The organism is Candidatus Nanosynbacter sp. TM7-053 (assembly GCF_022828375.1).
GTDB lineage: Bacteria > Patescibacteriota > Saccharimonadia > Saccharimonadales > Saccharimonadaceae > Nanosynbacter.
Genome location: NZ_JAJQJX010000002.1, coordinates 1 through 23,733, shown reverse-complemented (window position 1 = coordinate 23,733; position 23,733 = coordinate 1). Strand labels below are relative to the sequence as shown.

Below are 23,733 nucleotides of genomic sequence, written 5' to 3'. Positions count from 1 at the left end.
CAAGTTTATGCTTAAGCACCGATTTTATCTTTCTTATTGCCACGCTTGGCGTTTCGATCGATGTATTCGATTATCTTTCCAGCCACATTTCGACGAGTAATTTTCTCAATTCCAAACCCTGGACTAGCATTAACTTCCAGCACCAAAGCACCACGACTTGATCTCATGAAATCAACTCCAGCAACCGTTAATCCCATTGCCTTAGCAGCTTTCACACACATTTTACGTTCAGAATCTGTCAATTTTATGCTAGTTCCTTCGCCGCCCTTGTGTAAATTACTGCGAAAATCATCGTCCAAACTCTGACGCTTCATACTAGCCACCACTTGACTACCAACCACAAACGCACGAATATCGACACCAGCCGACTCTCTAATAAACTCCTGAAGCAGCACGTTCGTGCCGTCCGAGTTGGTCAAATAAAACGCCTGCAGAACCGACTTGGCAGCCTTTTTAGTTTCCGCCAGAACCACACCATTTCCGTGCGTGCCACGCGCCAACTTAATAATCGCCGGCATACCACCAATCTCTTCAATGAGCGAATCAATGTCAGTTGCGTTTCGGGAAAAGACCGTCTTCGGGATCGACACTCCAGCTTTTACCAATAACTGCGTTGAGCGCAATTTGTCTCGCGCCCTAGTAATTGCAATCGAGCGATTCATGAAAAACGCCTTCGGATACATCATCTCCAATTGACGCAAAACCGCTGTTCCATACTTTGTCATATGGCTCGCGATTCGCGGAATTACCACGTCAAATTCACCAATTTCCTTACCTTTGTAAATGACCGTCGGATGCTTTTCATCAATTGAAACGTAGCAGTTTTTATACTTAATAACTTTAACTTGATGACCGCGCTTTTCAGCCTCTTCTTTCAGGCGAAGCGTCGAATAATTAATGTTGCCGTTGGATAAGATTGCAATTCGCATTACTTTTCTTCACCTTTCTGATGATATTTTTTATAAAATTCGTATGGATTCAATTTTACTTCTTCATTAAGACTAGCAGTTACGGACGGTTTTTTCCTGCGAACATTTTTTCTTGAAACATCCACTAGGAATTTTCCAGAAATCGACCGTCTTCCGATTAACACCGGAAATTCATTCTTCGACCGATCAGACAAATTCATCAGCATTTTAATTTTTCGCCCGCCAAGCTTCACCCAAAAGTGCGTTCGATAACGAATCTGATTTTGACCCATTGCAGAGCGTACGCTAGCCACAGAATAATCAGTTCTCTTAAATATCTTACCATTATAATACGGCGAACCCTTACCAAATAGAGAAAATTTCAATACACCATCTTTATCAATGCGAATATTGCTCGCCCAAACCGCACTGGAATCGGCGCCCGTATCAATTTTAGCTGGGACTTTTTGCGCTCGCTTGCCAAAATCCACAAGCTCAGTCGACCCAATAATGGTTTTTTCTTTCATACGTCCATATTATGGCATAAAAACTATCTTTTTACAATATCTTGCCCTCTGTTCCTTTGAGCTCTCGCTACCACAATTATCACCGCTACAATGATAGATATACCAGCCAAAATAGCTAATACATAAGTGTATCCCGACAATAGGTATATCAAAGCTAATGTCACACATACGGCACCCCAGGTCGTAATCAGCCGTTTGTTAAGCACCAATCCCACAACAACCATCAATGAATGCTCTATTAGGAATAATATTTCCATAACGCTGTCTCCTGCAAACGCCAGAACGAGAGTCGGCGGACTAAACACAGAGAGAGCCAGTACTAGATGCACTGTCGTAGACTTATGAATATACCCCAACCAACGCCACGACATCACCGCTCCCGAAAGAATTGCCGCTGACCACAAATATGGTATTGTGATAGCGTGAACGGGTAGGGCTAGGTTTTTAATAGTAAATACAACACCGCACAAAATTAGGATCACACCTGAATCAAAATATAAAATATTCTTTTTAGGAACACCTTCGAACATCAAGGCGATACCATTAATTATCCACACTAGCGCTGCCAGAATCACTGACGCCACAGTAGCGCTAACTGATGTAGCAATAGACAATAAGACTACCGACCAGCCGATGGCGCTATAGAACGAAGAGTAATACCAAAGACTCGACATCTTTCTGATTCGCGCAGCAATAGCCAAGCCGTAAAACACCGCAAAAACAACCAGGGCAACGACTGACATAAATTCGAATGGAATGGCAAACCATTGAGCTATAAGGTAAAGCAACAACACCAGACTCGGATGTGCAGCTATTGCCATTATTCGCCAATCTCGTTTAGCAAGTACCGCCATATAAAGAGCCGCTACAGCTGCTAGCCATCCCAATACCTTGAACGACAGATCATATATCGCCAGTAGATTAATTATTGGAAACACTATCGCTGGAACTGTAGCAGCACACAGCGTCATATCACTAATAATTGACGATTGCCTATTCATTCGCAACAGCCAGTACAAAGACCCAAAACCAACTAGACTCACCCATGCAGCAATTGCGAGATTGTCATTAAACGGCACATTCAACCAATGCAGGGATAATAAAACAAAGATGATTGTCGTAAGATATGCCCCACCCAAATAAACCTCTCTGCGACATCGGTAAAATGCATAGTATAGCGACACCGCTAGCGGCAACCAAACTATCGAATGAATTGACGACAATACAGTAAGCACAGCCACACCAATGATAGAATGCAACAATAACTCATGATTTTTGATAACCGTGTTGCCATGACGATGATAAAGCCACTCTACTATTAATAGCGACAACACATTTATCCACGCCATTAAAATAGATATGTTTTCACTAGACATCGCAAAACCTAAAGCTAGCAAAAATACCGACAACATTAAAGAGGTATGGACTCCAACTACAAACTCATAAACTTTTTCGCGCCATACAATCACACTCATAATGCCAGCGCCGATAGCTATCGCGCCCGATAGACACATCAGGGCTTCCTCTGTCGCATAAGTGGCTATCATCGCTGAAGTAAACATTGCCATTAATAGCCAAGTTGACGCGGCGCCATATACCAAAGCGGCCTGACTTTTACTAATATTCGGACGCTTCAAAATTAGCAATCGGCAAATAACTGGTAGCGGTGTCATAAATAGAAAAATTAGATATTGTACGCGTGGTGCTATAGCTATATCGATATTGAATAGTGTTATACCAATCGGCACCAATAGAATCCCAGATATCACAATCATAACACCGAAGCGGACACGACGTAACAAAAAAAGGATTGCAAGACTAATCGCTGAAATAACACCGATCAAAATAGAAGCAACCGTCATTCGTAGCGAATCTCCAGAGCCGATCACACCAAACAGAGCACTTAATGACACAGCAAAACTAGCCCATAATACTATTTCATGATGTCTATCGTACTGTTTCTGAGCGTACATTGATACAGCGGACCAGATTATATTTCCCAGTGCCACTAACCCTAGAATCACACTTACAACCAACTGATTATCGTCAGATAAATATATTGTGAAACTAGTAGCCATCACCATTAACAATAAGCGAGCTGTTGTCAATTCATAAGTACGCATCTTTTTAGACTTCTCGACAAGAGCAACCGTAAAGTAATATGCAACGCTAGTAAATAACAATACGCTAATATCTAATGTACCCATATATGCCGACGAGCTAAGCGCGATAAACATCGTCATCGGCACAATAAACGGATTTACGACGTTTAACGGCTCGACAAACTGACGAGGAAGGCGACTAGAAAAATACGCAGCCACAGTCATTAAGCATCCAAATAGCAGCATTACAACGTAATACCAGACCAGCTGCGCATGCACAACAGCCGGCAAACTAGTCGTCATCGTAAACATCGATAGTAGCGACATATAAGCAAGGGGTCGACTATTTAATCTCACCGTAGCATCAACACACAAAACAGCACCAATTACAGAGGTAATAAGCCAGCACCATGCAGGGTCAATACCTAAAAGCAAATTCATAATCCAACCGCCAATCGGTACAGCTGCCAAGGCCGTACCAATAAGTGCCGTCGACGCAGATTTCAATATCGGCAAGCGAGCATACAATATCTGACCAATAATATAATAAATAAAAATAAACAGCCACACCAACCCAAACCTAAGTTGAATAGATAGATTAATTGCCTGGGACAGAAGCAATATTCCCGCAGTCAGAAGTAGCGATGCCGTATATAGCGCTATATTAATTGTAGCCTTACGACCCCTCTCCTTTTCCTTGTCATCAATATGTGATGCTCGTTCAATATTATTCTCAACAGACACAGCAACCGTATTTACCCTCTCTTCAGATGTGGAAATACTAGTAGGAATTATATTATCGAGATTCTCATTTTTACTGATATTTAACGGCGTACTCGCAAGCCGCGAAGCGGCGTTTTGATTCTCGGTAATAAGCCTTACTTGACCGTTGTCATTCTCAATTTTGGCGCATCCATTTTGTGCATCACGCACGCCATCCCAATATCCCTGCCGATAATCTTCGGAATAATTAGATGGCTGACTATTACCTCTCTGTAATAATTTTATTAGCTTAATCACTACAATAATAACTATTATCAGAAAAATTAATCCCATACCTTCAACCCCTCTTATGTTAGCTTCAGTATAACACAGGATTTTTTCTCGACAAATATACTAGGAAAACAGTCCTCGTTTTTTCGCACCCTTAAACTGCTCCAAAAGCTCCTTTTGTTTTTTGGTCAATTTGGTTGGCGTATCAACAATAACACCCACAATATGCGGACCACGAGATTCGCTATGTAAGTGCGGCACGCCATGACCTGACAACTTGAAGTCGGTACCGCTCTGAGTGCCTGCTGGGATTTTCATCGTTATTATGCCGTCCACAGTCTCTACATCAATCTCCGTTCCCAGCGCCGCATCAACCATAGAAATATGTTCTTCGCTAAGAATAATATTACCCTCACGAGTGAATTTTTTATGCGCCTTAACGCGAATATGGACATACAAATCACCTCTACTGCCACCAGCAACTGCTTCGCCACGACCACGCAGACGAATTGTCGCGCCATCATCAATTCCCGCCGGAATTTTAATAGTGATATCCTGATTCTGTCGGGTCGTGCCTTTTCCTCGACAAACTGAACATTCTTTTTCAGGAACTTTTCCCTTACCGTGACAAGTTTCACAAACAACCGCCTGCCGAATTTGCCCAAACAGCGAATTCATCGTTCGAGTTTGCTGACCCGCGCCCTTACAAGTTGGGCACGTTTTCATTCCAAACCCTGGCTCAGCGCCATCGCCATGGCAATGCTCACATTCAACATCCAGCATTAAACTAATTTTCTTTTCTACACCAAATACCGCGTCCTCAAAACTTAGTGTTACACTAGTTTCAACATCACGTCCACGCGAACGACCATTTCCAGTGCCACTAGCCGCACCACCGAAGAATTGGCTAAAAATATCACCTAGTCCACCGTCACCAAAATCAAAGTGAACGTTTTGACCGCCAAATCCACCAAACCCTTCAAACGGATTACCGGAAAAACCGCCGCCAGAAGCACCGCCAACGCCAGCATGACCAAATTGATCATAACGCTGTCGCTTCTGTTTGTCTTTCAGAACTTCATAAGCTTCATTAATTTCCTTAAACTTAGCCTCGTCGCCACCCTGTTTGTCAGGATGATATTTAATTGCCAATTTACGAAAAGCCTTTTTTATCTCATCTTCGGAAGCGGTCTTTGGAACGCCCAATATTTCATAATAATCACGCTTGCTCATACTCTATGTATTATACGCGTTTAGCACTCTCAGTGCAAGAGTGCTAAGTCCAAAAAGGCCGCTCTTTTTATCGAGCAGCCTTCTTTGTAAAGACGTTAGGTTTATTTTTCGTCGACAATTTCGCCTTCGACCGGCTCGTCTTTATCAGACTTTTTGTCGCTAGCTTCGTCGGCTTTTTTATCGTCGGCTGATTGTTGATACATCTTAGCCCCGATTGGCATAATAGCGTCATTCAAAGCTTTAATTGCAGCATCCAATTCGTCCTTATCTTCAGAATCTTTGTGCTTTTCAGCCTCTTCGACAGCCTTTTCAATCGCTTGCTTGTCGTCGTCAGAAATCTTATCCTTGAACTCGTCTGGCATTTTCTTTGCCTGATAAATAGCGTTTTCAAGCTGATTCTTTGTATCGACAGTTTCGCGCTTTTTCTTATCTTCGTCCGCGTGAAGTTCGGCTTCTTTTTGTGCCTTCTCAATATCTTCCTTACTCATATTGCCAGAGTTTTGGATAGTGATTGATTGCTCTTTGCCGGTTCCCTTGTCTTTAGCCGTAACGTTAAGAATACCGTTGGCGTCAATGTTAAAGGTCACTTCAATTTGAGGCACGCCGCGCGGTGCTGGCGCAATACCATCAAGCACAAAACGACCCAAACTCTTATTGTCATTAGCAAACTCGCGCTCACCCTGAAGAACATGAATTTCCACCTGAGGCTGGTTATCAGCAGCTGTTGAGAAAACTTCACTCTTGCTTGTTGGAATTGTAGTGTTTCGATCAATCAACTTAGTCGATACACCGCCCATCGTCTCAATTCCAAGAGAAAGCGGAGTCACATCCAGAAGTAACACATCCTTAACATCACCAGCCAAGACACCACCTTGAATTGCAGCACCAACAGCCACAACCTCATCTGGGTTCACGCCTTGCATTGGATCTTTTCCAAAGAAATTCTTCACACGCTCAACCACAGCTGGCATACGAGTCATTCCACCAACCATAACTACATTGTTAATGTCGGACTTAGAAAGTTTAGCATCCTTCAAAGCCTTTTCTACTGGACCATCTAAGCGATCCAATAGATCCTTAACCAAATCCTCCAGCTTAGCGCGACTCAAGCTCATCTCAAAGTGCTTTGGACCATCGGCATCAGCGGTAATAAATGGAATGTTGACTTCATACTCCGTAACCGTTGATAATTCTTTCTTTGCCTTTTCAGCCTCGTCCTTCAAGCGCTGCATCGCTGCATTATCCTTGCGAAGATCAATTCCCTCCTTTGACTTGAAGTCGTCCAAGAAGTAATTGACAATAACATTGTCGAAATCTTCACCACCAAGGTGTGTATCACCATTGGTTGCTTTAACTTCAAATACCCCGTCACCTAGCTCTAGTACAGACACGTCAAACGTACCACCACCAAGGTCGAACACCACGATAGTTTCGTCATTCTTACCCTTTTCTAGACCGTACGCCAAAGCCGCAGCTGTTGGTTCGTTGATAATACGCTTAACTTCCAATCCAGCAATTTTACCAGCGTCCTTAGTCGCTTGGCGTTGTGAATCGTCAAAGTAAGCTGGCACCGTAATCACTGCTTCCGTCACTTTTTCACCCAAGAAAGCTTCGGCGTCAGCCTTGATTTTACTAAGAATCATTGCTGAAACTTCTTCTGGCGTGTATTCCTTATCGCCCATTTCGACTGCCACGCCAGTACCTTTTTTAACAATCTTGTACGGCATGATATCCAAGTCTTTTTGTACTTCCTTGTCGTCAAACTTACGACCAATCAAACGCTTAACGCCGTAAATCGTGTTTTTTGGGTTTGTTACACGCTGACGCTGAGCAACTTGACCGACGAGTCGTTCGCCCTTTTTATTAACCGCAACTACAGATGGCGTAGTACGATTACCTTCGGCATTAGAAATCACCTCTGGTTTTCCAGCCAACATATACGCAAATGCGCTGTTGGTTGTACCGAGGTCAATACCAATAATTTTACCCATATGATTCCCCTTTCTGTTATGATCACATCTGGTCTATATCTTATATTCATTCTAGCACTCTTTCGTGGCGAGTGCCAACTATCTCAGTATAAATAATTAGCACTCTCATGTCAAGAGTGCTAATCGCTGTTTTTTCGCAATCATATTACTGACGAGTGACTTTTACCATTGCGTCGCGAATAACTGAGCCGTTCAAAGTATAGCCGGCGCGAAGCTCTTCGGCAATAACTTCCTTGTCACCATCCGTCGATTCGTCAAATTGAACAGCCTGATGAAATTCAGGATTAAATAAAGTGCCAGGTTTGGCGTCAATTTTCTCCAAACCAATCTCCTTCAATTGCTTGTCAAGTTGCTTACTCAGACCAGCCACACCCTTAATCCACGCATTATCCTGAAGTTCCTCTGGAACGTTGGCAACAGCTCGCTCAATCGTATCAATAACTGGCAATAATTTCATCACCGACTTAGTTTGACCCAACTCGTGCGCTGATTGCTTTTCTGCATCCACGCGCTTACGATAATTCTCAAAATCCGCTCGAGTTCGCTGCAGATCCGACGTCAGCTCAGCAACTTCTTTCTCTAAATCTTCAGCTTTTTTATTCTTCGTCATTTTTCCTCCTTTTAAATGGCAAGACCGGATCACCGCCAACCGTACCAGGATCAAAGGCTAAAATCCAAATCGCTCCAATAATAAATATTATTACTGAAATTATTACAATCAGCCACGCCGGCAAACCGCTTAATAGTCCACCAATCCATTCAGCCATTACAATACCTCCTCTAGCATCGCACCCGTACGACGCACCAGCTCCATCGTTCGACGATAATTTTGTCGCGTCGGACCAATCACACCGATGTAATTATCGCCACCAGATGATGACTTAAATTTACTTATAATTAACGTAGCGCCACTGCTTTTACCGATTGGGTTTTCGCTACCAATAAACACATTTAGCGGTTCGTCCGGTGCCGCTTCACGCAGCCACGGCTCGATATTGTCAATCAATTTAGCAACCGCCTGAACATGATCGCCATCGCCAAACTCTGGCTGACTGAATAACTGAGTCATTCCGTTCATATACAAACTCGAACCAAATGACGCAAAACCAAAATTGCCAGTCATTTCCACCAAACCATCAACCGCTCGACGAATCGCTTTGTCTGAAGTGTCAACATTTGAATTGACGTGCGCCTCAATAGCCTTCGTACTGCTATCAATACCGCTCGGCAATTCCGTCATTTGCGCCGCCGTGATTCCATTGACATAAAAACGATATCCCTTATCTGTCGGAATTCGACCCGCGCTCGTGTGGGGCGCCTCAATAAATCCCATCTCCTCAAGTTTTGCCATCTCGCTGCGAATCGTGGCGCTGCTCACACCAAACAGTTTGGCTAGCGTTACACTACCAACTGGCGCCGCAATTTCAGCGTACTGTTCGATAATCGCGACAAGGATTGCTTGTTGACGTTCGGTCATAGTCCAATTATATCGCAAATCTAGCACTCATACAAGCAGAGTGCCAAGCCTTATCGTCTTTCCGTAAAGTAGCGCGCTGCATCTGAAGAGAACAACATCATGATCATAATATGCACGCCAATTGAGATCAAAAGCAACATAATCGACGCATTGATTCGCCCAATTGTCACGGATAGGGATTCAGTAACAATAGCTAATGTTGCCACAGAAAGTAGTGAGATTCGCGCCCGATTACTTCCTCGAAGCAGCAGCCCAACCAATACGATTTCCGCCACGACCAACAGCACATTAAAGCCAGCCATCATTGACAACATGGTATTCGCGGCATTTATATCAATTCCGTCAATATTCGCAACTTGTACCAAAGTCGTCGGCCAGCTAGAAAAGTCCACCAGCATTTGCCCGATTGTAAACAACGACGCCAGAATCATCAGTCCGCCGCCAATTAAAATCTGCGGTGGTCGGCGACCCCAAAGCTCTTCTAGCAAGGTTTCGTGATTTCGCGGATGACGATCATAAATTGTGCCGTCCATAATCACCCCGAGCCGCGTTGAGGCGGTGACATTATCATCAGTCTTTATCCGACCAACTTCCAAAATCGGCAAATCGCCATCAGTGCGAATGGAGTCTCCGAAACCATTGCGCGAATGATAGCCCGTTGAAAAATCCTTTAATATCGTCACTCTAACATTTTTATTGTTACTTTTAACCGACTCAATAATATAATCTCGTTCAATATCAATATTCTCGTCAATTTTATGCGTGAATTGAAAAGTAAATAAAGAAAAGCCAATACTCTTATCGTACGTACCAGCCGCCAACCAATCAACTCGATGACCACCAGGAAGAAGCCAGCCAGTTGGGCATCGCCAAAACCTAACGTGATGACGACGCCTTGGATTGCCGTCAACTTCTTGTTGATAAGCAAAGTCCTGCCGTCTGCCAAATAAAAATGCTGGCGACACCGGTGCATTTGGATAACTACGACCACTCAGCACGGTAAGCACCATTTTCCAAGCTGACCTTGGAGTTATGTCATCCGCTAGAACCCAGCCAGCCTCAGTCATTGCCTTATGAAGCTTTTCTTCCGAGCCGCGCACGCTCAAATTGACAGGGTCGCTTAATACTCCGTCCGCTGTTCGTGTCCTGCCGATAAAATAATTCGGTACGTACATATTGCTCAAAATTCGATGAAGCCTAGGCAGCGCCAAATATGCCACAATTATCCACACAACAAAGAACAAGCCAACCAGCCACCAACCGCCCGTCGCCCAACCTTCTCTAAGCACCAACCACGCTAACCAAAACGACGCCAAACCTGCAAAGATAAAGAAGGATTGGTCTAACAATGTAGTCAAGGTCTTTGGGGAATGATCTTGCCTGGCTGCTATTTTTTTTGGAGTTTTTACTGAACTCATAGATTAATTATATCATTGAGGAGATTTCGAGCTACCAAACGCGCCTCATCATCCTGACGCTTAAACACGTCGCCGCGCAAAATAATTTCCTCGGTCACTCGAATTGCTCGCTCCAAATCGTCATTAATAATCACGTGATAATACGGAACTTCAAGCGCGTAAGCCAACTCTTTTATCGCCGAGGCATGACGCTTTGGCCACTCCGCTTGAAAATCTTCTTCGGTTGCGTAACGCTTTTTTAATCGCTCAATCCAAGTTTGGCTATTTGGTGGCACAATGAAAATCGCAATGCTATCTGGCGCCAGTCGCTCATATTCCTCCACGCCCTGAACGTCAATGTCAGTAATTGCCACGCGGTTCTGATCATGCGCTAATTTCAGCTCAGCCACCGACGTCCCATAAACCGTACCGTGAACAAACTTTGCCTCAATAAATTCATTATTTTGTAGCATATTTTCGACAGTTTGCGAATCAATAAAGTGATAATCAATTCCATCTTGCTCGGCACATCCGTTATTTGTGCGTGGCGCGCGCGTAGTGTGAGAAACAATATCGCGAAACTCTGACGACTTCAGTAATTGTTTTTTTATCGTGTCTTTGCCCGCACCAGAAATTCCCGCAAGCAGCGCAATTTTCGTACTTTTGACCAACTCAATTGTTGATTCAGTTGGCTGATAATTTGTAATAAGATCTTCAATACTTGGCATAATATTTACCTATAATAACTCATCAAGTACAGATTGCCAATTGGGAAATTCAGAACTTCCAAAACGAATAAGCCGACCAGAAAACTCGCCCGCGCCATTCGCCGTCCGATCGTCAATCAAAATATCGCCTCGGCTCAAATTCTTTACTGACGAAAAAATAACCTTACGGAAGAAAACGTTATCCGAACCTTCGCCGCCAAAATACTTTTTCACCCACGCCAACTTATCACCCAAAGCCGTCGGATTTTCCCACGGAGAAGAAGATAAAATGTATAAATCGTATTTGTCTTTCAGGGCGTAAACCGCCTCGATAGCTCCAAGCACGGGTTCCATTAAAGAAAAAATTCCTGGAATATTATCGTGCTGACCAGCAAACTCATCAATCAACTCAGGTGATATTTTCGTTAAAGCAGATTTGAAATCCGCCAAAACGCCATCCATATCAATATAAACAATAGGTTTTTTCATAGTTAATCCCTTTTCAGCATCACCATAAACGCTTCGCTCGGTATGTCGACTTTACCAAAGCGTTTCATTCGTTTTTTACCGCGCGCTTGCTTGGCGAGAAGCTTCTTTTTACGACTGACATCGCCACCGTAAAGATAGCCCGTAACATCTTTTCGATAAGCGCCGATATTTTCCCTGGCAATAAATTTACCGCCAATTGCCGCTTGCAATGAAACCTCAAAACTCTGACGCGGCACGACTTCCTTCAGTTTCTTAACAATCTCACGCCCCAAATGCTGCGATTCCGACCGATGACACATCACGCTCAACGAATCAACCATTTCGCCCGCCACATAAAAATCGACGCGTACCAAATCTTCCACTTGATAATCCGCCAACTCATAATTGAACGAACCGTAGCCGCTGGTGATAGATTTCAATTGGTCATAAAAATCCGTCAACAAATTCGCGAGTGGCGCCGCAAATGAAATCAGCGCCCGCTCGTCGATGTAACTCAGGTTTTTCTGGCGACCACGCTTGCTCACGATCAACTGAATCACCGCGCCGATGTAATCCTGTGGCACAACAATTTCACCGTCAATCCACGGCTCGCGAATCTCTTTTATTTGCGCTGGGTCGGGCAATTCACTGGCGGATTTAATATCCAACTCCTCGCCATTCGTCAGACTAACTTGATAATCAGTACTCGGATTAGTCACAATTAAATCCAAATTATATTCACGCTCCAGTCGCTCGCGAATAATGTCCATATGTAGCAATCCCAAAAAACCGATTCGCACACCATAGCCCAAAACCGGCGAATTTTCCGGCTCGAATTGCAGCGCCGAATCGCTGAGGCTCAACTTTTCAATTGCTTCTTTCAGGTCGTTATAGTCTTCATTGGACACCGGGAAAAAACCCGCATAAACAAACGGCTTAACTTCTTTATAACCTGGAAGTGGCTGGACGGTAATTTTTTCAGTCATAACTATGTATTATTATATCAGCTCAATGTTTTTATATAAACGCACAGTAAATCGCTCCTTGCACGCCTACTTATTATTCCATACAATTACTCGCAACTGTTTACGCCAAACAAACTAATACTTATTTCGCGCATTTTATTATCTTATCTGCGCTTTTCAATACAGTATATACTATTTCCACTGCCGTGTCTGGTTGATTTTATGCTTCTCAAAATATACTTCCGCCAAATTGACGTCAAACCGATTTGCCAATTCCATCAAATAGTTCAACACGTCCGCGAACTCCTCGCGCAGATTATCATGGTTATCAGGTTTTTTCTCGCCCTTAAATCCCGTCTCTTTACGAACTGCTTTTGCCAGCTCGCCAACTTCCTCAGTAAACAATAAGAATACTTCAGTGACAGAATTTTTATCCCATCCCTTTTCTTTACATGTTTGATCGAGGTGTTTTTGTAATTCAGTTAAGCTGATTGTTTGTGGATTCATGATTTTTCCTTCTTTAATCTTAATTAACTTACACTTGATGGAATATAAACATAGCAGGAAGCAAGAATCTGCTCGCTATCCAATCCTATTTTTAATTACTATTATACTCTGATTTATCAAACAATATATCACTTTGGTTAAATATTTTTTCCTGTGATAGTCCAAAATCTCTACCAGCAACTTTTTTATGAAGTTGCTGGTTTTGTTTATATAACTTTTATAAAGAAGTAATAAAAGTTAAACCGCCTAATATCACTCCCGCTGCATTGGGAATGATGAGGATCCAGTCTTTTTTAGGTTCTTTTGTCCAACCATAGATTACCCAAATTAAACAAGAAACTGCTGCGAATAGTGGTTGGAATGGTTGAGCTTTTTCTCCTTGTAGGTTAGCGATAATTTGTGGAATATATGCAATAAAGACAAGGATCCCAATAAAAGCTCCAATAGATCCGACAAAGCGATTAATTTTTTGTTTAGACATATAATACCTCATGAGGTTTTATTATATTATAAAGGAAAAGATGCTGTCAATAATTTTGTGTAAACACTCTAGTAGAGTCTTCAAACAAAGTAACTAAGTAACGTTCCAGAGCCTCCTCGTTAGGAAAAAGAACCTTCTATTTCGTTTGACGTTTGATTTCTTTATTAAGAGACTTAATGAGTTTTGTCGAATAAATGCTATGCCAAATCTGGTAAGGAAACTGATTTCAGCAATCATACGCGTCAATACTACGAACCAACGCCAAAAAAATTCAGTTAAGCTTATTGTTTGTAGATTCGTGGTTTCCCTTTTTAATCTTAATTAAAATATCTCCCCAGCGTTACCGTATCACCAACCCGCGCCTCGCGTGTCGTCTTCAGGTTTGTCACAATATAGCCAATTTCGCCAGTTTCAAGCGAAGGGTCGGGCTGCATGGCTGGGTTAAGATGACCAACTTCCAGAGCTAGTCCATTTGCGCCAGTCGCCATCATTCGGATAGACTCACCCTTTTTAATTCGCCCATCAACCACCCGCACGTATAAAATCACGCCACGATAATCGTCATAATAACTATCAAAAATCAACGCCCTAGTCGGATCATCAGCCTCGCCAGTTGGTGCTGGAATTTTATCAACAACCGCATCCAAAACCTTGTCTACATTTTGACCAGTTTTAGCAGAAATATGAATAATCTCGCTCTCGTCGCAGCCTAACAAATTAATAACTTGCCTGGATACGCGCGGTATATCAGCAGCCGGCAAATCAACCTTATTCAAAACCGGAATAATCGTCAAATCCTGCTCCATCGCCAAGTAAACGTTCGATAGTGTTTGTGCCTGAATTCCTTGACTAGCATCAACCACCAATATCGCGCCCTCGCAAGCCTGCAAACTACGCGAAACTTCATAACTAAAGTCAACGTGCCCCGGAGTGTCAATCAAATTCAGATCGACATTTTTATATCGCATTCGCACCGGCGCCAACTTAATAGTAATGCCTTTTTCCCGCTCCAAATCCATTGAGTCCAGCAACTGCGACTTCATCTCGCGCTTTTCCACCGTCCCAGTCATCTCCATCATTCGATCGGCCAGCGTAGACTTGCCGTGATCAATATGAGCAATAATACAAAAATTCCGAATATTTTCCATTAGCCCTTAAACTCCAATCGTCCAAATAACACTTTTTTCAATCGCGCAAGAATCGGGTCAATTTCTGGCAATTTTAGCCACTTTGAAGCCGCGGCATACGTGCCAAAACTGACCAATGAAATGATAACGAATTTCGGAAAAGCGCTAAAGAAGCTGTCGTCATGATAACGAAACGGCATAATTAGCACGGCAATATAACAAACCACACCCGTAATAGTACCCGCAATTATCATCTTAAAAATCGCTCGCACAAACGTCATGTCGAATAATTTTGGCATTTGACGATTCATAACCACCAAAAGAACAATCACTTCCAAAACCGCCACTGTTGACTGAGCCCAAGCCAATCCATACGCGCCCATTTTCAAGACCATTGATAAAACAATTGCTAAAATGATGTTCAAAGTAATCGAGAAAATTGAAATATACAGTGGAGTTTTTGTGTCTTGGCGGGCGTAAAATGCTCGCGCGGCCATGTGGTAAATAGTTCGGAATAAAATTGCCACAACCAAACAGCCCAAAATTCCCGCGATCAGTTGATTGCCACCATTGCGAATAAAATGCACGACGTATCCCCTGGTAAAGAAAATCACCACCGACACCGGAAGTGCCATCCAAAAAATAATTCTCAGCAGGGAACGCAGGTCTTTTTGAAATAGGTCATTTCGACCTTCACCCAAATGCTCAGTTAATTGCGGAAAGGCAGCATTTGAAATCGCCACACCAATAAGATTGATCGGCATCATATGAAGAGTCAAAGCCTGTTGGTACGCCCTAACCGTTCCATCAGCCAAGCGCGAAGCCAAATTGACCTCGACCAAGCTAACCACATAATCCATTCCTTGATCGACAGAACGCGCTGGCAATAAAGATAAAACTTTCCTAAATCCTTTATTTCGCCAATAAATTTTGAAATTGTAATCAAATCCAAGCCCAGCCAAGCCAACCGCACTGACGATCAATTGCAGGAATGAACCCAAAACCACGCCTAACGCCACACCCATAATGCCACCATCGAAAATCTGCCAGCCGAATAAATTGACGCCGCCAGTAAACCACACCGTACCGATAATAATACCGACGTTATACAGCATTGGCGCCAGCGCACAGAACATAAATCGCCCGACCGCTTGCTGAATACTAGCAATCACCGCTGCAACCGCAAAAATAAACGGATTAACCGCGATCACCTGCATCATACTAACCGCCAAAGCATGACCAGATTCACTCAGACCAGGCGCGATTAAATACTTCATCAACGGATCGGCAAAGATAATAATCAACACCGACGCCGCCATGGTTATTAGCGCCATAAAATTGATCATACTCGAGCTAATTTGCCAAGACGACTGCTTATTGCCCTTGACCCAGCGCTCATTAAAAACTGGAATAAACGTCACACTAAGCGCACCAGAAACCAGCACTGCAAACATAAAATCTGGCACCATGAAAGCTGCCGTATAAGCATCTAGTCCAACCGGGTATCCCGCCAATGCTCCATTTTCGCTTGGCATGTAGGCGGAGTTAAGCAGACGATCACGGAAAAACCCCAACAAGCTCGACAACAACGTCGAGCCCGCCAGAATCGTAGCAGCCAATTTCACATTAAGCCGCTGATTTATTTTCGTAACCGTACTACGAACGCGCCCCATATTATTTTACGAATGCAGTTTAGCTTCTTTTGGTAACTTAGTGCCTTTAAGAATCTCGTCAACCTCAGATTCTTCCAGAGTTTCTTCCTTCAGTAAGGCTTCAGCCAGCTTGTCAAGAAATGAACGATTCTCTTTCAATACCAACATTGCACGATGTTTAGCTTCGGTAATCAATTGCGCGACTTCCTCATCAATCATCTTCGCAGTTTCATCAGAATATGGACGCTCTCTGGTCATTTTATCGAACATCAAGCCGCCGTTATCCTCATGGAATACTTGATCGCGCAAGCTCTTGCCCATTCCTTGCTCAATCACCATATCGCGGGCAATTTCAGTCGCTTTTCGCAAATCCGAACCAGCTCCAGTAGTAATTCCGTCATCGCCGTAAATCAATTGCTCAGCGATTCGTCCGCCCATTGCTCGAGCCAAAATATCTTTAAACTCGTAAACGTTCGTGTAGCTCTTATCTTCTGGCGGCAAGAACCATGTTACTCCACCAGTACCGCCGCGCGGAATAATCGTAACCTTGTGGACTGGGTCGGAATCAGGCAAGACGTGACCAACAATTGCGTGGCCAGCTTCGTGATAAGCAGTCAACTCTTTCTCGTGATCGTTCATTATCTTAGTCTTGCGCTCTGGACCAATTGCTACGCGCTCAAACGCCTCAGTTAATTCGTCATTTGAGATCTTCTTCTTGTTGCGACGAGCGGCAATGATTGCAGCTTCATTGGCCATATTTGCCAAGTCCGCACCAGATGAGCCAGCAGTTTTTGCCGCCAATTTATCAAGATCAACAGTTTCATCAGTTGGCTTTTTCTTAAAGTGAACCTTCAGAATTGCCTCACGATCTTTGCGCTCTGGAAGCGTAATAGTTACACGTCGGTCAAATCGTCCAGGGCGAAGCAAAGCCGGATCCAAAACATCCGCGCGGTTGGTTGCCGCCAAAACAATAACATTGGTCTCGCCATCAAAGCCATCCATTTCCACCAAAATCTGGTTCAGAGTTTGCTCGCGTTCATCATGACCGCCACCCATACCAGAGCCACGCTTACGACCCACGGCATCAATCTCATCAATGAAGATGATACATGGAGCATTTTTCTTAGCCTTGGAGAATAGGTCTCGCACTCGACTAGCGCCAACACCAACAAACATTTCCACAAATTCAGAACCAGAAATTGAGAAGAATGGCACGCCAGCCTCACCAGCAACAGCTCGGGCTAGCATTGTCTTACCCGTACCTGGATTACCGACTAACAATACACCTTTTGGAATCTTTGCGCCCAAATCTTTATATTTCTTCGGATGCTTAAGAAAATCAACAACTTCCTGAAGATCTTGCTTGGCGTTATCATTTCCCGCGATATCCGTAAACAGAACCTTTTCTTTATCTTGTCCATACAGGCGAGCCTTACTCTTGCCAAATCCCATAGCTTGATTATTTTGACCCTGAGCTTGGCGCATCATAAACATGAAGAACACCACGATAATCAGCACAGGTACAACCATAACCGCCAGGTTCCACATGGTTTCGCCGGTTGTGGATGGTGGAATAACCTTCACCTCAACCTTAGCATCCTTGTTCAAGCCCTGCTCATAAATGCTACTAGATTCCTTGACTGAATGCTCGGTAGGTTTTGATTGATCTTTTGGAGTAATCTTAATATCGTTTCCTTGAATCTCCAATTGAGCAATTTTACCGTCATTTGCTCGACGCACTACATCAGATAATGCAACATCTTTAAGATTTGACGCAGGGAAGAGTGTTGCGTAAAAAATTAACGCTACAAAAATTATAATTGCCCAAAACAATCCAAATCGTAAAATTTGACTTATTCTATTCTTTCCATTTCTTTGAGGCATCTTAACAGCCATTCTCAACTAATCCTTTCGCCTATACTAATCAAACTCTCTTTATTATAACACTTCTTAGTGTCAATTTCATCACAATGCCGCCACCAACTTGCCAGCAAGAGCCAGCTTTTCCAGTTTTTATAGCAATTAGCATACGCTCCAATTGAGAACCCAGTAACGACACATCATAATGTCGTAAAACGTAATAATATAGCAATTCTTGTGCGACATTATCATCTATCATCGTCAAAAAATACCGACTCAGGACTTCTCCATCAAACTTCTCTATTTCCTGCTCAATTTTCCCTCTTAATTCTCTCTGTTTTCGCCACGCCTCATATATTCCAAGCTTCTGGTATTCATCAAGTTCACGATTTATCTTACGCCTAAATTTATTTCTCTGATACAAGTCACTTTGATTTGTCTCATCTTCACACCATTCCAATTTCTGACGAATCGCATATTCATAAATTCTCTGCTTCGTCCAACCGTTCATCGGCCTAACTATTTGACTATCACTCATCCCCGCCAAGCCTCGCCATCTGGAGCCACGCTTAAGATTCATCGCTACAGTTTCAATAATGTCATCTCGATGATGTGCCGTCACTATCACGCCATCAAAATCCGTCGCCACGCCACGTAAAAATTCATACCGCCTTTGGCGCGCCAATTCTTCACTGGCATCAGCTCCCAGCTTTTCACGCCGACAAACAAATTGTATTTTATATCTATCAGCTAAAGCCTCGACAAATCTAGCATCGCTCGCCGAATCCTCACGAATTCCGTGGTCAAAATGAGCAACCACTAAATCTTTTTCCGTTCGCGACATCAAATCCAGCAAAACTACCGAATCAATCCCACCACTGACTGCGATAATATATCTCACATATCCATTATCTCACAATTTACCTAAAACGTATTTGGCAAATTTTATACTATCTGTTACAATCAATGCAGTGTGGCACCGTAGCTCAGCTGGTTAGAGCGCAGGACTCATAAGCCTGAGGTCGGTGGTTCGGGTCCACCCGGTGCTACCAGAAATTATCTTTCCTCGTCAATACGACGGGGAATTTTTTATAGGTACTGAATTAAATTAGCTCAAGCTCTTCAGATTGAACGCCGTCCAAAGCCGCCAATCGTCGTGACACAAAGCTATCCAATTCCCATGAATTACGCTGACGCTCCCACGTTGCTAGATCCCTTTTTCGGGTTACTTCTAAAAATTCAGCTAATTCACTGGTGTTGATTTCCATATTTTTTCCTTTTTGTGTTAATTATTTAACTGTCTTTATACTATCATAAATTTGACAAAAAAGCAATACCTTTTTCGGTCATTATTTACCTTTTCATTCCGCTTGTGGTACACTGGTAGGGAAGGATTTATACACAAAAATGACCCCCGTAACAATCTCATCACTGGCCACCATAATTTTTGCAGCGATTATTCACGCTAGTTTTCAGCTTAGCGTCAGTGTTTTAACGTTACTTAGCGGACATTCAATTGGCAAAAAAACCGCCCAGAGAAAAATTTTTCGTATGAGCAACAGTTTTGTACTTGGAGTCGCAATGATTACCTTGTTACTTATCAGCTCCATTTCCTATTTCTTATCACTATTCATCCACCACGTCACCAGCGCAGAGCAACTCGTTGCCGCAGTCTCTTCAGGGATGATGTTTGGATTAGGAATCGCAATTTGGGCGTTCTACTTCCGACGACAACCAGGAACTTCATTATGGCTTCCACGCAATTTTGCAGAATATTTAAACAAGCGCACCAAAAAAACCAAAAACTCCATAGAAAGCTTTGCCCTGGGAATAATTAGCGTTATTGCAGAAATCATATTTATTATCGCGCCAATTATCGCCGCCAGTCTGGCCATTATTACCCTACCAAACCCCTTCTTGCAAATCATCAGCATAGCGGTCTACGTCATCGTGTCCACACTGCCGTTATTTGTCGTTATCGTCTTAATCGGCAGCGGACGCAGCATCTCTAATTTACAGCGTTGGCGGGAAGATCATAAGAGATTTTTGCAATTCGCCAGCGGTGGTAGCTTATTAATTTTGGCGGCATTTCTATTCGTCGACCGCGTTATTGGCGTCATTAGCTATGGAGGCAATTTATGGTAAAGCCAGGTCAAATTGACGTTATCAAGCAAGGAAAGCGACCGCCAGAGGAGTTCAGTCCAGACAAGCTCCACAATTCCATAATTGCCACCTGCCTAAGCGTTCGTACGCCAGAAGGTCAAGCTCAAGACATCGCAAAAACCGTCACTCTGGGCGTTATGAATTGGTGCGAAACTCACCCAGAAATAACCTCTGCCGATATCCGCCGCCAAGCACAACGCATTATGAAAACTCTACATCCTGACGCGGCTTATTTATATAAAAATTATAAAACCATAATTTAGGAGATTTGATGTCGCAAAAACCAACTTTTGACTATGACTATATCGTAATTGGTAGTGGCGCTGGCGGTTCGCCCGCAGCCAGCATATTAGCAAGCGCCGGAAAAAAAGTTGCTGTTGTAGAAAAATCAACATTCGGCGGGGAATCACCAAACTGGGGAGATGTGCCAACTGGATTTTTAACTCACGCTCTTAACGTTTATCAAACAGCCAAAGATGCTGCTAAGTTTGGATTGCGCACTAACTCTGTTGGATATAACTACCCTTCTCTGCTCTCCTGGAAAGACAAAGTCGTAAAGAGGACTGGAGCTGGTGGTAATCGCTATTATTACGAGAAGCAAGGCATTGGTGTTTTTGCTGGCAACGCACATTTCTTGAGTCCGAACGAAATAGCTGTCAATCGAAGACACTTGTCCGCTCGCAAATTTCTCATTGCAACTGGATCTGATTGGCAAATTCCAGAAATACCTGGGTTAAGCGCCGTTTCTTATCACACTCCAAAAACTATTTTTAGCTTGAAGCGCCCACCAAAAACCATGTTCATTGTTGGCGCGGGAGCTACGGCACTGGAATTGGCGCACATCTTCTCCACCCTGGGAACAAAAGTTTACGTAGCAGAGAAATCGTCCAGAATATTATCAACATTTGACCCAGAAGTCAGTGCTTTAGTTACGAATGACGCAAAAAATCGCAATATTTCAATCTTAGCTCGCACTAAGATTATCGCTATACAAAAATCGTCTATACAAAAGCGCGTCACTTTTCTGCAAGGGCGAATAGAAAAATCTGTACGCGTTGATGAGATTCTAATTGCCGACCAACAATTGCCTGCGACAGATTTAGGCTTAGAAAACGCCGGCGTGAAATATACCGAAAATGGTATTTTGGTTAATTCTTCCCTACAAACTTCCGCTCGACATATTTTTGCTGCAGGAAATGTAACTGACGCCAATGTCCAAACCCATATAGCTTTAGCGCAGAGTCGTATTGCGGCTCATAATTTGCTACATAATAATAAGATTAAATTCAATGATTCCCCACGCCTACAAGTTGCATTTACTCAGCCAGAAATAGCTCAAATTGGAATGAATGAGTACGATTGTAAGGTAAAAGGAATAAGCGCAAAAATAGCAATTGTTCCGCTCACCACTACCGTACGCAGCAACATTACCGACCAGCGAATAGGTTTTGTGAAATTGATAGTTGGCAAGAAGCGAGTTATCGTGGGCGGAACGATCGTCGGACCGCACGCTAGCGATATAGCAGCCGAGCTAGCCCTGGCCGTTCGACATAAAATTACCAGCGAAGAACTAGCGTCTACTCCGCATTGTTTTACTTCTTGGTCAGAAGTCGTGCGAATTGCCGCCGGAAAACTTCTATAATTACCCCTGATGCGTTATAATAAGTCTCACGGGGGCGTAGCTCAGGGGTTAGAGCAGTCGGCTCATAACCGATTGGTCGCTGGTTCGATCCCAGCCGCCCCCACCACAAACTATATAACTTGGCGTTTTCGCCATTTTTTTAATAGCAAATTTGTAATCATAAATTATTATAGTACCCGATATATTTATCGGCCTGATTTTATACACGAGGCTTAAGTATAAGCCATAATATTAATATAGTTACAGCAGATATAGTCAACATCTTGATAGATAGGCTTATGCGCGCTAACCGATCTAGTCTCGTATTCAACCCCGCCGCGCCAAAAACTATAGACAATCCCGACAGAGGAAAGCCCACTGTAAAATAATAAAAAAAGATAAGCCCCCAAACTGCACCTCGACCATTCTCTTGGGTGTCACCGCCAGATGCTATAAAGCAATAAGCCCAGAGAATTACAGGAACCATGGAGCATACCATAGACAGAACAGCCCATATACTACGCGACTTAAGCTTAATTCTCCCCAAATAAGAATGCTTTGTAGCAAAAGTACCCCACATACCATCTTCCATAGGCTGACTAATCGATTTCAAGCCGCCATTTTGATTATTACTTACACTCCACGATTGACTATTTTCCTGTGTTGCCGCAAGATTGTCTGTTTGATTATCGTTTTTCATTGCTTCGTCACCTCCATTCATAGCCCATATTATAACATGTCTATTTTAAGCATAAGATGAATATTTTTACTATTCCTGCTACAATATTATGTGGTAGATATTAAATTTGCAAAAATGAACAAATTAAAACTCAAACAATTGATTTACAGAATACAGCACGACTATTTAACCCTAAATAATGTCGTTATTGCTGCTGCGATTTTAATTGCTATGAGTTGGGCCTGGGGTTCCATTGAATCAATGCAAAAAAATTACGAACTGCAACGTTCTATTGACAACAAACGCCAGCAAGTGGAAATAGAAAAATTGCAAGTCGCCTTGCTGGAATACGAATCGAAATATTATCAAAGCGAAGAATATCAAGAATTGACTATCAGGCAGCGCACAGGAAAAGGTCTACCTGGCGAAAAACAGCTCATCACCCAGTCTTTTGAAAGCGCCACGCCTGCCCAAAAACTTGCGTCGAGTGCGAAGCGAACGGATAGCAATTTCCAGCAATGGATGAACTTTCTATTTGGTGGCAATAGTCATAAACACTAAAGTATTGCAATTATTACGCCAAACTGATATTATAACTAGGTATCGCGGGGTAGAGCAGCCTGGTAGCTCGTTTGGCTCATAACCAAAAGGTCGTAGGTTCAAATCCTACCCCCGCCACCAAGAAAGACTTTTCAGCTTCTGGAAGGTCTTTTTTGTTTGTAGCTAATCTGTAAAGTACGCTGATTTCAGAAGTGTAAACATTTTCGTTTTCATCAACCCAGAATCCAGCAGGAATTAGCAATTGTTTACACTGTAGCAGCTTTAATAAAATTCTATTCACCAAGACATAGCAACGCAAGGATATGTAGTTGCTC

The 23,733-nt window shown here is 43.0% G+C and carries 23 protein-coding genes, 3 tRNA genes and 2 pseudogenes; 7 read left to right on the top strand and 21 right to left on the bottom strand.

All coding sequences use genetic code 11. The features are described 5' to 3' along the window. Positions 1-11 precede the first annotated feature (11 nt). The 19 genes and pseudogenes from LRM50_RS03035 to tilS form a co-directional block, all read right to left on the bottom strand. Positions 12-929: a RimK family alpha-L-glutamate ligase gene (locus LRM50_RS03035; protein ID WP_129631616.1), complete on the bottom strand. Its 918-nt coding sequence runs from the start codon at positions 927-929 to the stop codon at positions 12-14. Next, positions 929-1,435, bottom strand: a complete 507-nt coding sequence (locus LRM50_RS03030; protein WP_243809822.1) for an ATP-dependent zinc protease family protein — start codon at positions 1,433-1,435, stop codon at positions 929-931. Before LRM50_RS03030 ends, LRM50_RS03035 begins: the two co-directional genes overlap by 1 nt. A gap of 23 nt (positions 1,436-1,458) precedes the next feature. Beyond that, positions 1,459-4,593, bottom strand: a complete 3,135-nt coding sequence (locus tag LRM50_RS03025; protein WP_243809821.1) for a hypothetical protein — start codon at positions 4,591-4,593, stop codon at positions 1,459-1,461. A 60-nt stretch (positions 4,594-4,653) separates the two neighbouring features. After that, on the bottom strand, positions 4,654-5,763 hold the full coding sequence (gene dnaJ, locus LRM50_RS03020) for a molecular chaperone DnaJ (protein ID WP_243809820.1): 1,110 nt from the start codon (positions 5,761-5,763) through the stop codon (positions 4,654-4,656). Positions 5,764-5,864: 101 nt separating this feature from the next. Continuing rightward, a complete protein-coding gene (gene dnaK, locus LRM50_RS03015; RefSeq protein ID WP_243809819.1) occupies positions 5,865-7,754 on the bottom strand; it encodes a molecular chaperone DnaK in 1,890 nt (629 codons plus the stop codon). A 145-nt stretch (positions 7,755-7,899) separates the two neighbouring features. Then, complete coding sequence (locus tag LRM50_RS03010; protein WP_243809818.1) at positions 7,900-8,364, bottom strand: nucleotide exchange factor GrpE; 465 nt, start codon at positions 8,362-8,364, stop codon at positions 7,900-7,902. Beyond that, positions 8,351-8,521, bottom strand: coding sequence for a hypothetical protein (locus LRM50_RS03005; RefSeq protein ID WP_243809817.1), 171 nt, complete (start codon positions 8,519-8,521; stop codon positions 8,351-8,353). Before LRM50_RS03005 ends, LRM50_RS03010 begins: the two co-directional genes overlap by 14 nt. Beyond that, positions 8,521-9,231 (bottom strand): transcriptional regulator, encoded by a 711-nt coding sequence (locus LRM50_RS03000; RefSeq protein WP_129631658.1) that lies wholly within the window; start codon positions 9,229-9,231, stop codon positions 8,521-8,523. Before LRM50_RS03000 ends, LRM50_RS03005 begins: the two co-directional genes overlap by 1 nt. A 50-nt stretch (positions 9,232-9,281) precedes the next feature. Further along, the gene (locus LRM50_RS02995) at positions 9,282-10,649 is read right to left on the bottom strand and encodes an LssY C-terminal domain-containing protein (RefSeq protein ID WP_243809816.1); all 1,368 of its coding nucleotides are present in this window, start codon (positions 10,647-10,649) and stop codon (positions 9,282-9,284) included. Further along, positions 10,646-11,356 (bottom strand): guanylate kinase, encoded by a 711-nt coding sequence (locus tag LRM50_RS02990; protein WP_243809815.1) that lies wholly within the window; start codon positions 11,354-11,356, stop codon positions 10,646-10,648. Before LRM50_RS02990 ends, LRM50_RS02995 begins: the two co-directional genes overlap by 4 nt. Positions 11,357-11,365: 9 nt before the next feature. Beyond that, a complete protein-coding gene (locus tag LRM50_RS02985) occupies positions 11,366-11,824 on the bottom strand; it encodes a 5' nucleotidase, NT5C type (RefSeq protein WP_243809814.1) in 459 nt (152 codons plus the stop codon). Positions 11,825-11,826: 2 nt separating this feature from the next. Further along, entirely contained in the window at positions 11,827-12,789 is a 963-nt protein-coding gene (locus LRM50_RS02980) for an elongation factor 4 family protein (protein WP_129744684.1), read from the bottom strand. Between the two features lie 171 nt (positions 12,790-12,960). Then, positions 12,961-13,275: a dUTP diphosphatase gene (locus tag LRM50_RS02975; RefSeq protein WP_129744686.1), complete on the bottom strand. Its 315-nt coding sequence runs from the start codon at positions 13,273-13,275 to the stop codon at positions 12,961-12,963. Positions 13,276-13,492: 217 nt separating this feature from the next. After that, complete coding sequence (locus LRM50_RS02970; protein ID WP_061582780.1) at positions 13,493-13,756, bottom strand: SemiSWEET family transporter; 264 nt, start codon at positions 13,754-13,756, stop codon at positions 13,493-13,495. A 46-nt stretch (positions 13,757-13,802) separates the two neighbouring features. Next, positions 13,803-13,979, bottom strand: a pseudogene (locus tag LRM50_RS02965) (transposase); the annotation flags it as partial. A gap of 115 nt (positions 13,980-14,094) precedes the next feature. Further along, positions 14,095-14,904: pseudogene (locus tag LRM50_RS02960) on the bottom strand (GTP-binding protein); the annotation flags it as partial. Further along, positions 14,904-16,556: a murein biosynthesis integral membrane protein MurJ gene (murJ, locus tag LRM50_RS02955; RefSeq protein WP_243809812.1), complete on the bottom strand. Its 1,653-nt coding sequence runs from the start codon at positions 16,554-16,556 to the stop codon at positions 14,904-14,906. The pseudogene LRM50_RS02960 and the gene murJ, both read right to left, overlap by 1 nt. Before the next feature lie 6 nt (positions 16,557-16,562). Beyond that, positions 16,563-18,431 (bottom strand): ATP-dependent zinc metalloprotease FtsH, encoded by a 1,869-nt coding sequence (ftsH, locus tag LRM50_RS02950; protein WP_243809811.1) that lies wholly within the window; start codon positions 18,429-18,431, stop codon positions 16,563-16,565. A 28-nt stretch (positions 18,432-18,459) separates the two neighbouring features. Then, positions 18,460-19,296, bottom strand: a complete 837-nt coding sequence (tilS, locus tag LRM50_RS02945; protein ID WP_243809810.1) for a tRNA lysidine(34) synthetase TilS — start codon at positions 19,294-19,296, stop codon at positions 18,460-18,462. A gap of 74 nt (positions 19,297-19,370) precedes the next feature. Here tilS and LRM50_RS02940 point away from each other — a divergent pair. Then, positions 19,371-19,447 (top strand) — tRNA-Met (locus LRM50_RS02940). A 51-nt stretch (positions 19,448-19,498) separates the two neighbouring features. On the opposite strand, the gene LRM50_RS02935 is transcribed toward LRM50_RS02940, so the two are convergent. Beyond that, on the bottom strand, positions 19,499-19,663 hold the full coding sequence (locus tag LRM50_RS02935) for a hypothetical protein (RefSeq protein WP_243809809.1): 165 nt from the start codon (positions 19,661-19,663) through the stop codon (positions 19,499-19,501). A 139-nt stretch (positions 19,664-19,802) separates the two neighbouring features. Here LRM50_RS02935 and LRM50_RS02930 point away from each other — a divergent pair, with 139 nt between their 5' ends. The 4 genes from LRM50_RS02930 (at position 19,803) to LRM50_RS02915 (ending at position 22,306) form a co-directional block, all read left to right on the top strand. After that, a complete protein-coding gene (locus LRM50_RS02930) occupies positions 19,803-20,540 on the top strand; it encodes a hypothetical protein (protein ID WP_243809808.1) in 738 nt (245 codons plus the stop codon). Then, positions 20,534-20,821: a hypothetical protein gene (locus tag LRM50_RS02925; protein WP_129631704.1), complete on the top strand. Its 288-nt coding sequence runs from the start codon at positions 20,534-20,536 to the stop codon at positions 20,819-20,821. Before LRM50_RS02930 ends, LRM50_RS02925 begins: the two co-directional genes overlap by 7 nt. An 8-nt stretch (positions 20,822-20,829) precedes the next feature. After that, positions 20,830-22,200, top strand: coding sequence for a dihydrolipoyl dehydrogenase family protein (locus tag LRM50_RS02920; protein WP_243809807.1), 1,371 nt, complete (start codon positions 20,830-20,832; stop codon positions 22,198-22,200). A gap of 30 nt (positions 22,201-22,230) precedes the next feature. Further along, positions 22,231-22,306: transfer RNA gene (locus LRM50_RS02915), tRNA-Ile, on the top strand. A gap of 93 nt (positions 22,307-22,399) precedes the next feature. Here LRM50_RS02915 and LRM50_RS02910 read toward each other — a convergent pair. After that, positions 22,400-22,900 carry a hypothetical protein gene (locus LRM50_RS02910; protein ID WP_243809806.1) on the bottom strand — a complete coding sequence of 167 codons (501 nt, stop codon included), beginning with the start codon at positions 22,898-22,900 and terminating at the stop codon, positions 22,400-22,402. A gap of 93 nt (positions 22,901-22,993) precedes the next feature. Between LRM50_RS02910 and LRM50_RS02905 the strand changes: the two genes are divergently transcribed. Both LRM50_RS02905 and LRM50_RS02900 read left to right on the top strand, forming a co-directional pair. Then, entirely contained in the window at positions 22,994-23,419 is a 426-nt protein-coding gene (locus tag LRM50_RS02905; RefSeq protein WP_243809805.1) for a hypothetical protein, read from the top strand. 43 nt (positions 23,420-23,462) lie between these two features. After that, a tRNA-Met gene (locus LRM50_RS02900) sits at positions 23,463-23,539 on the top strand. Positions 23,540-23,733: the final 194 nt, after the last annotated feature.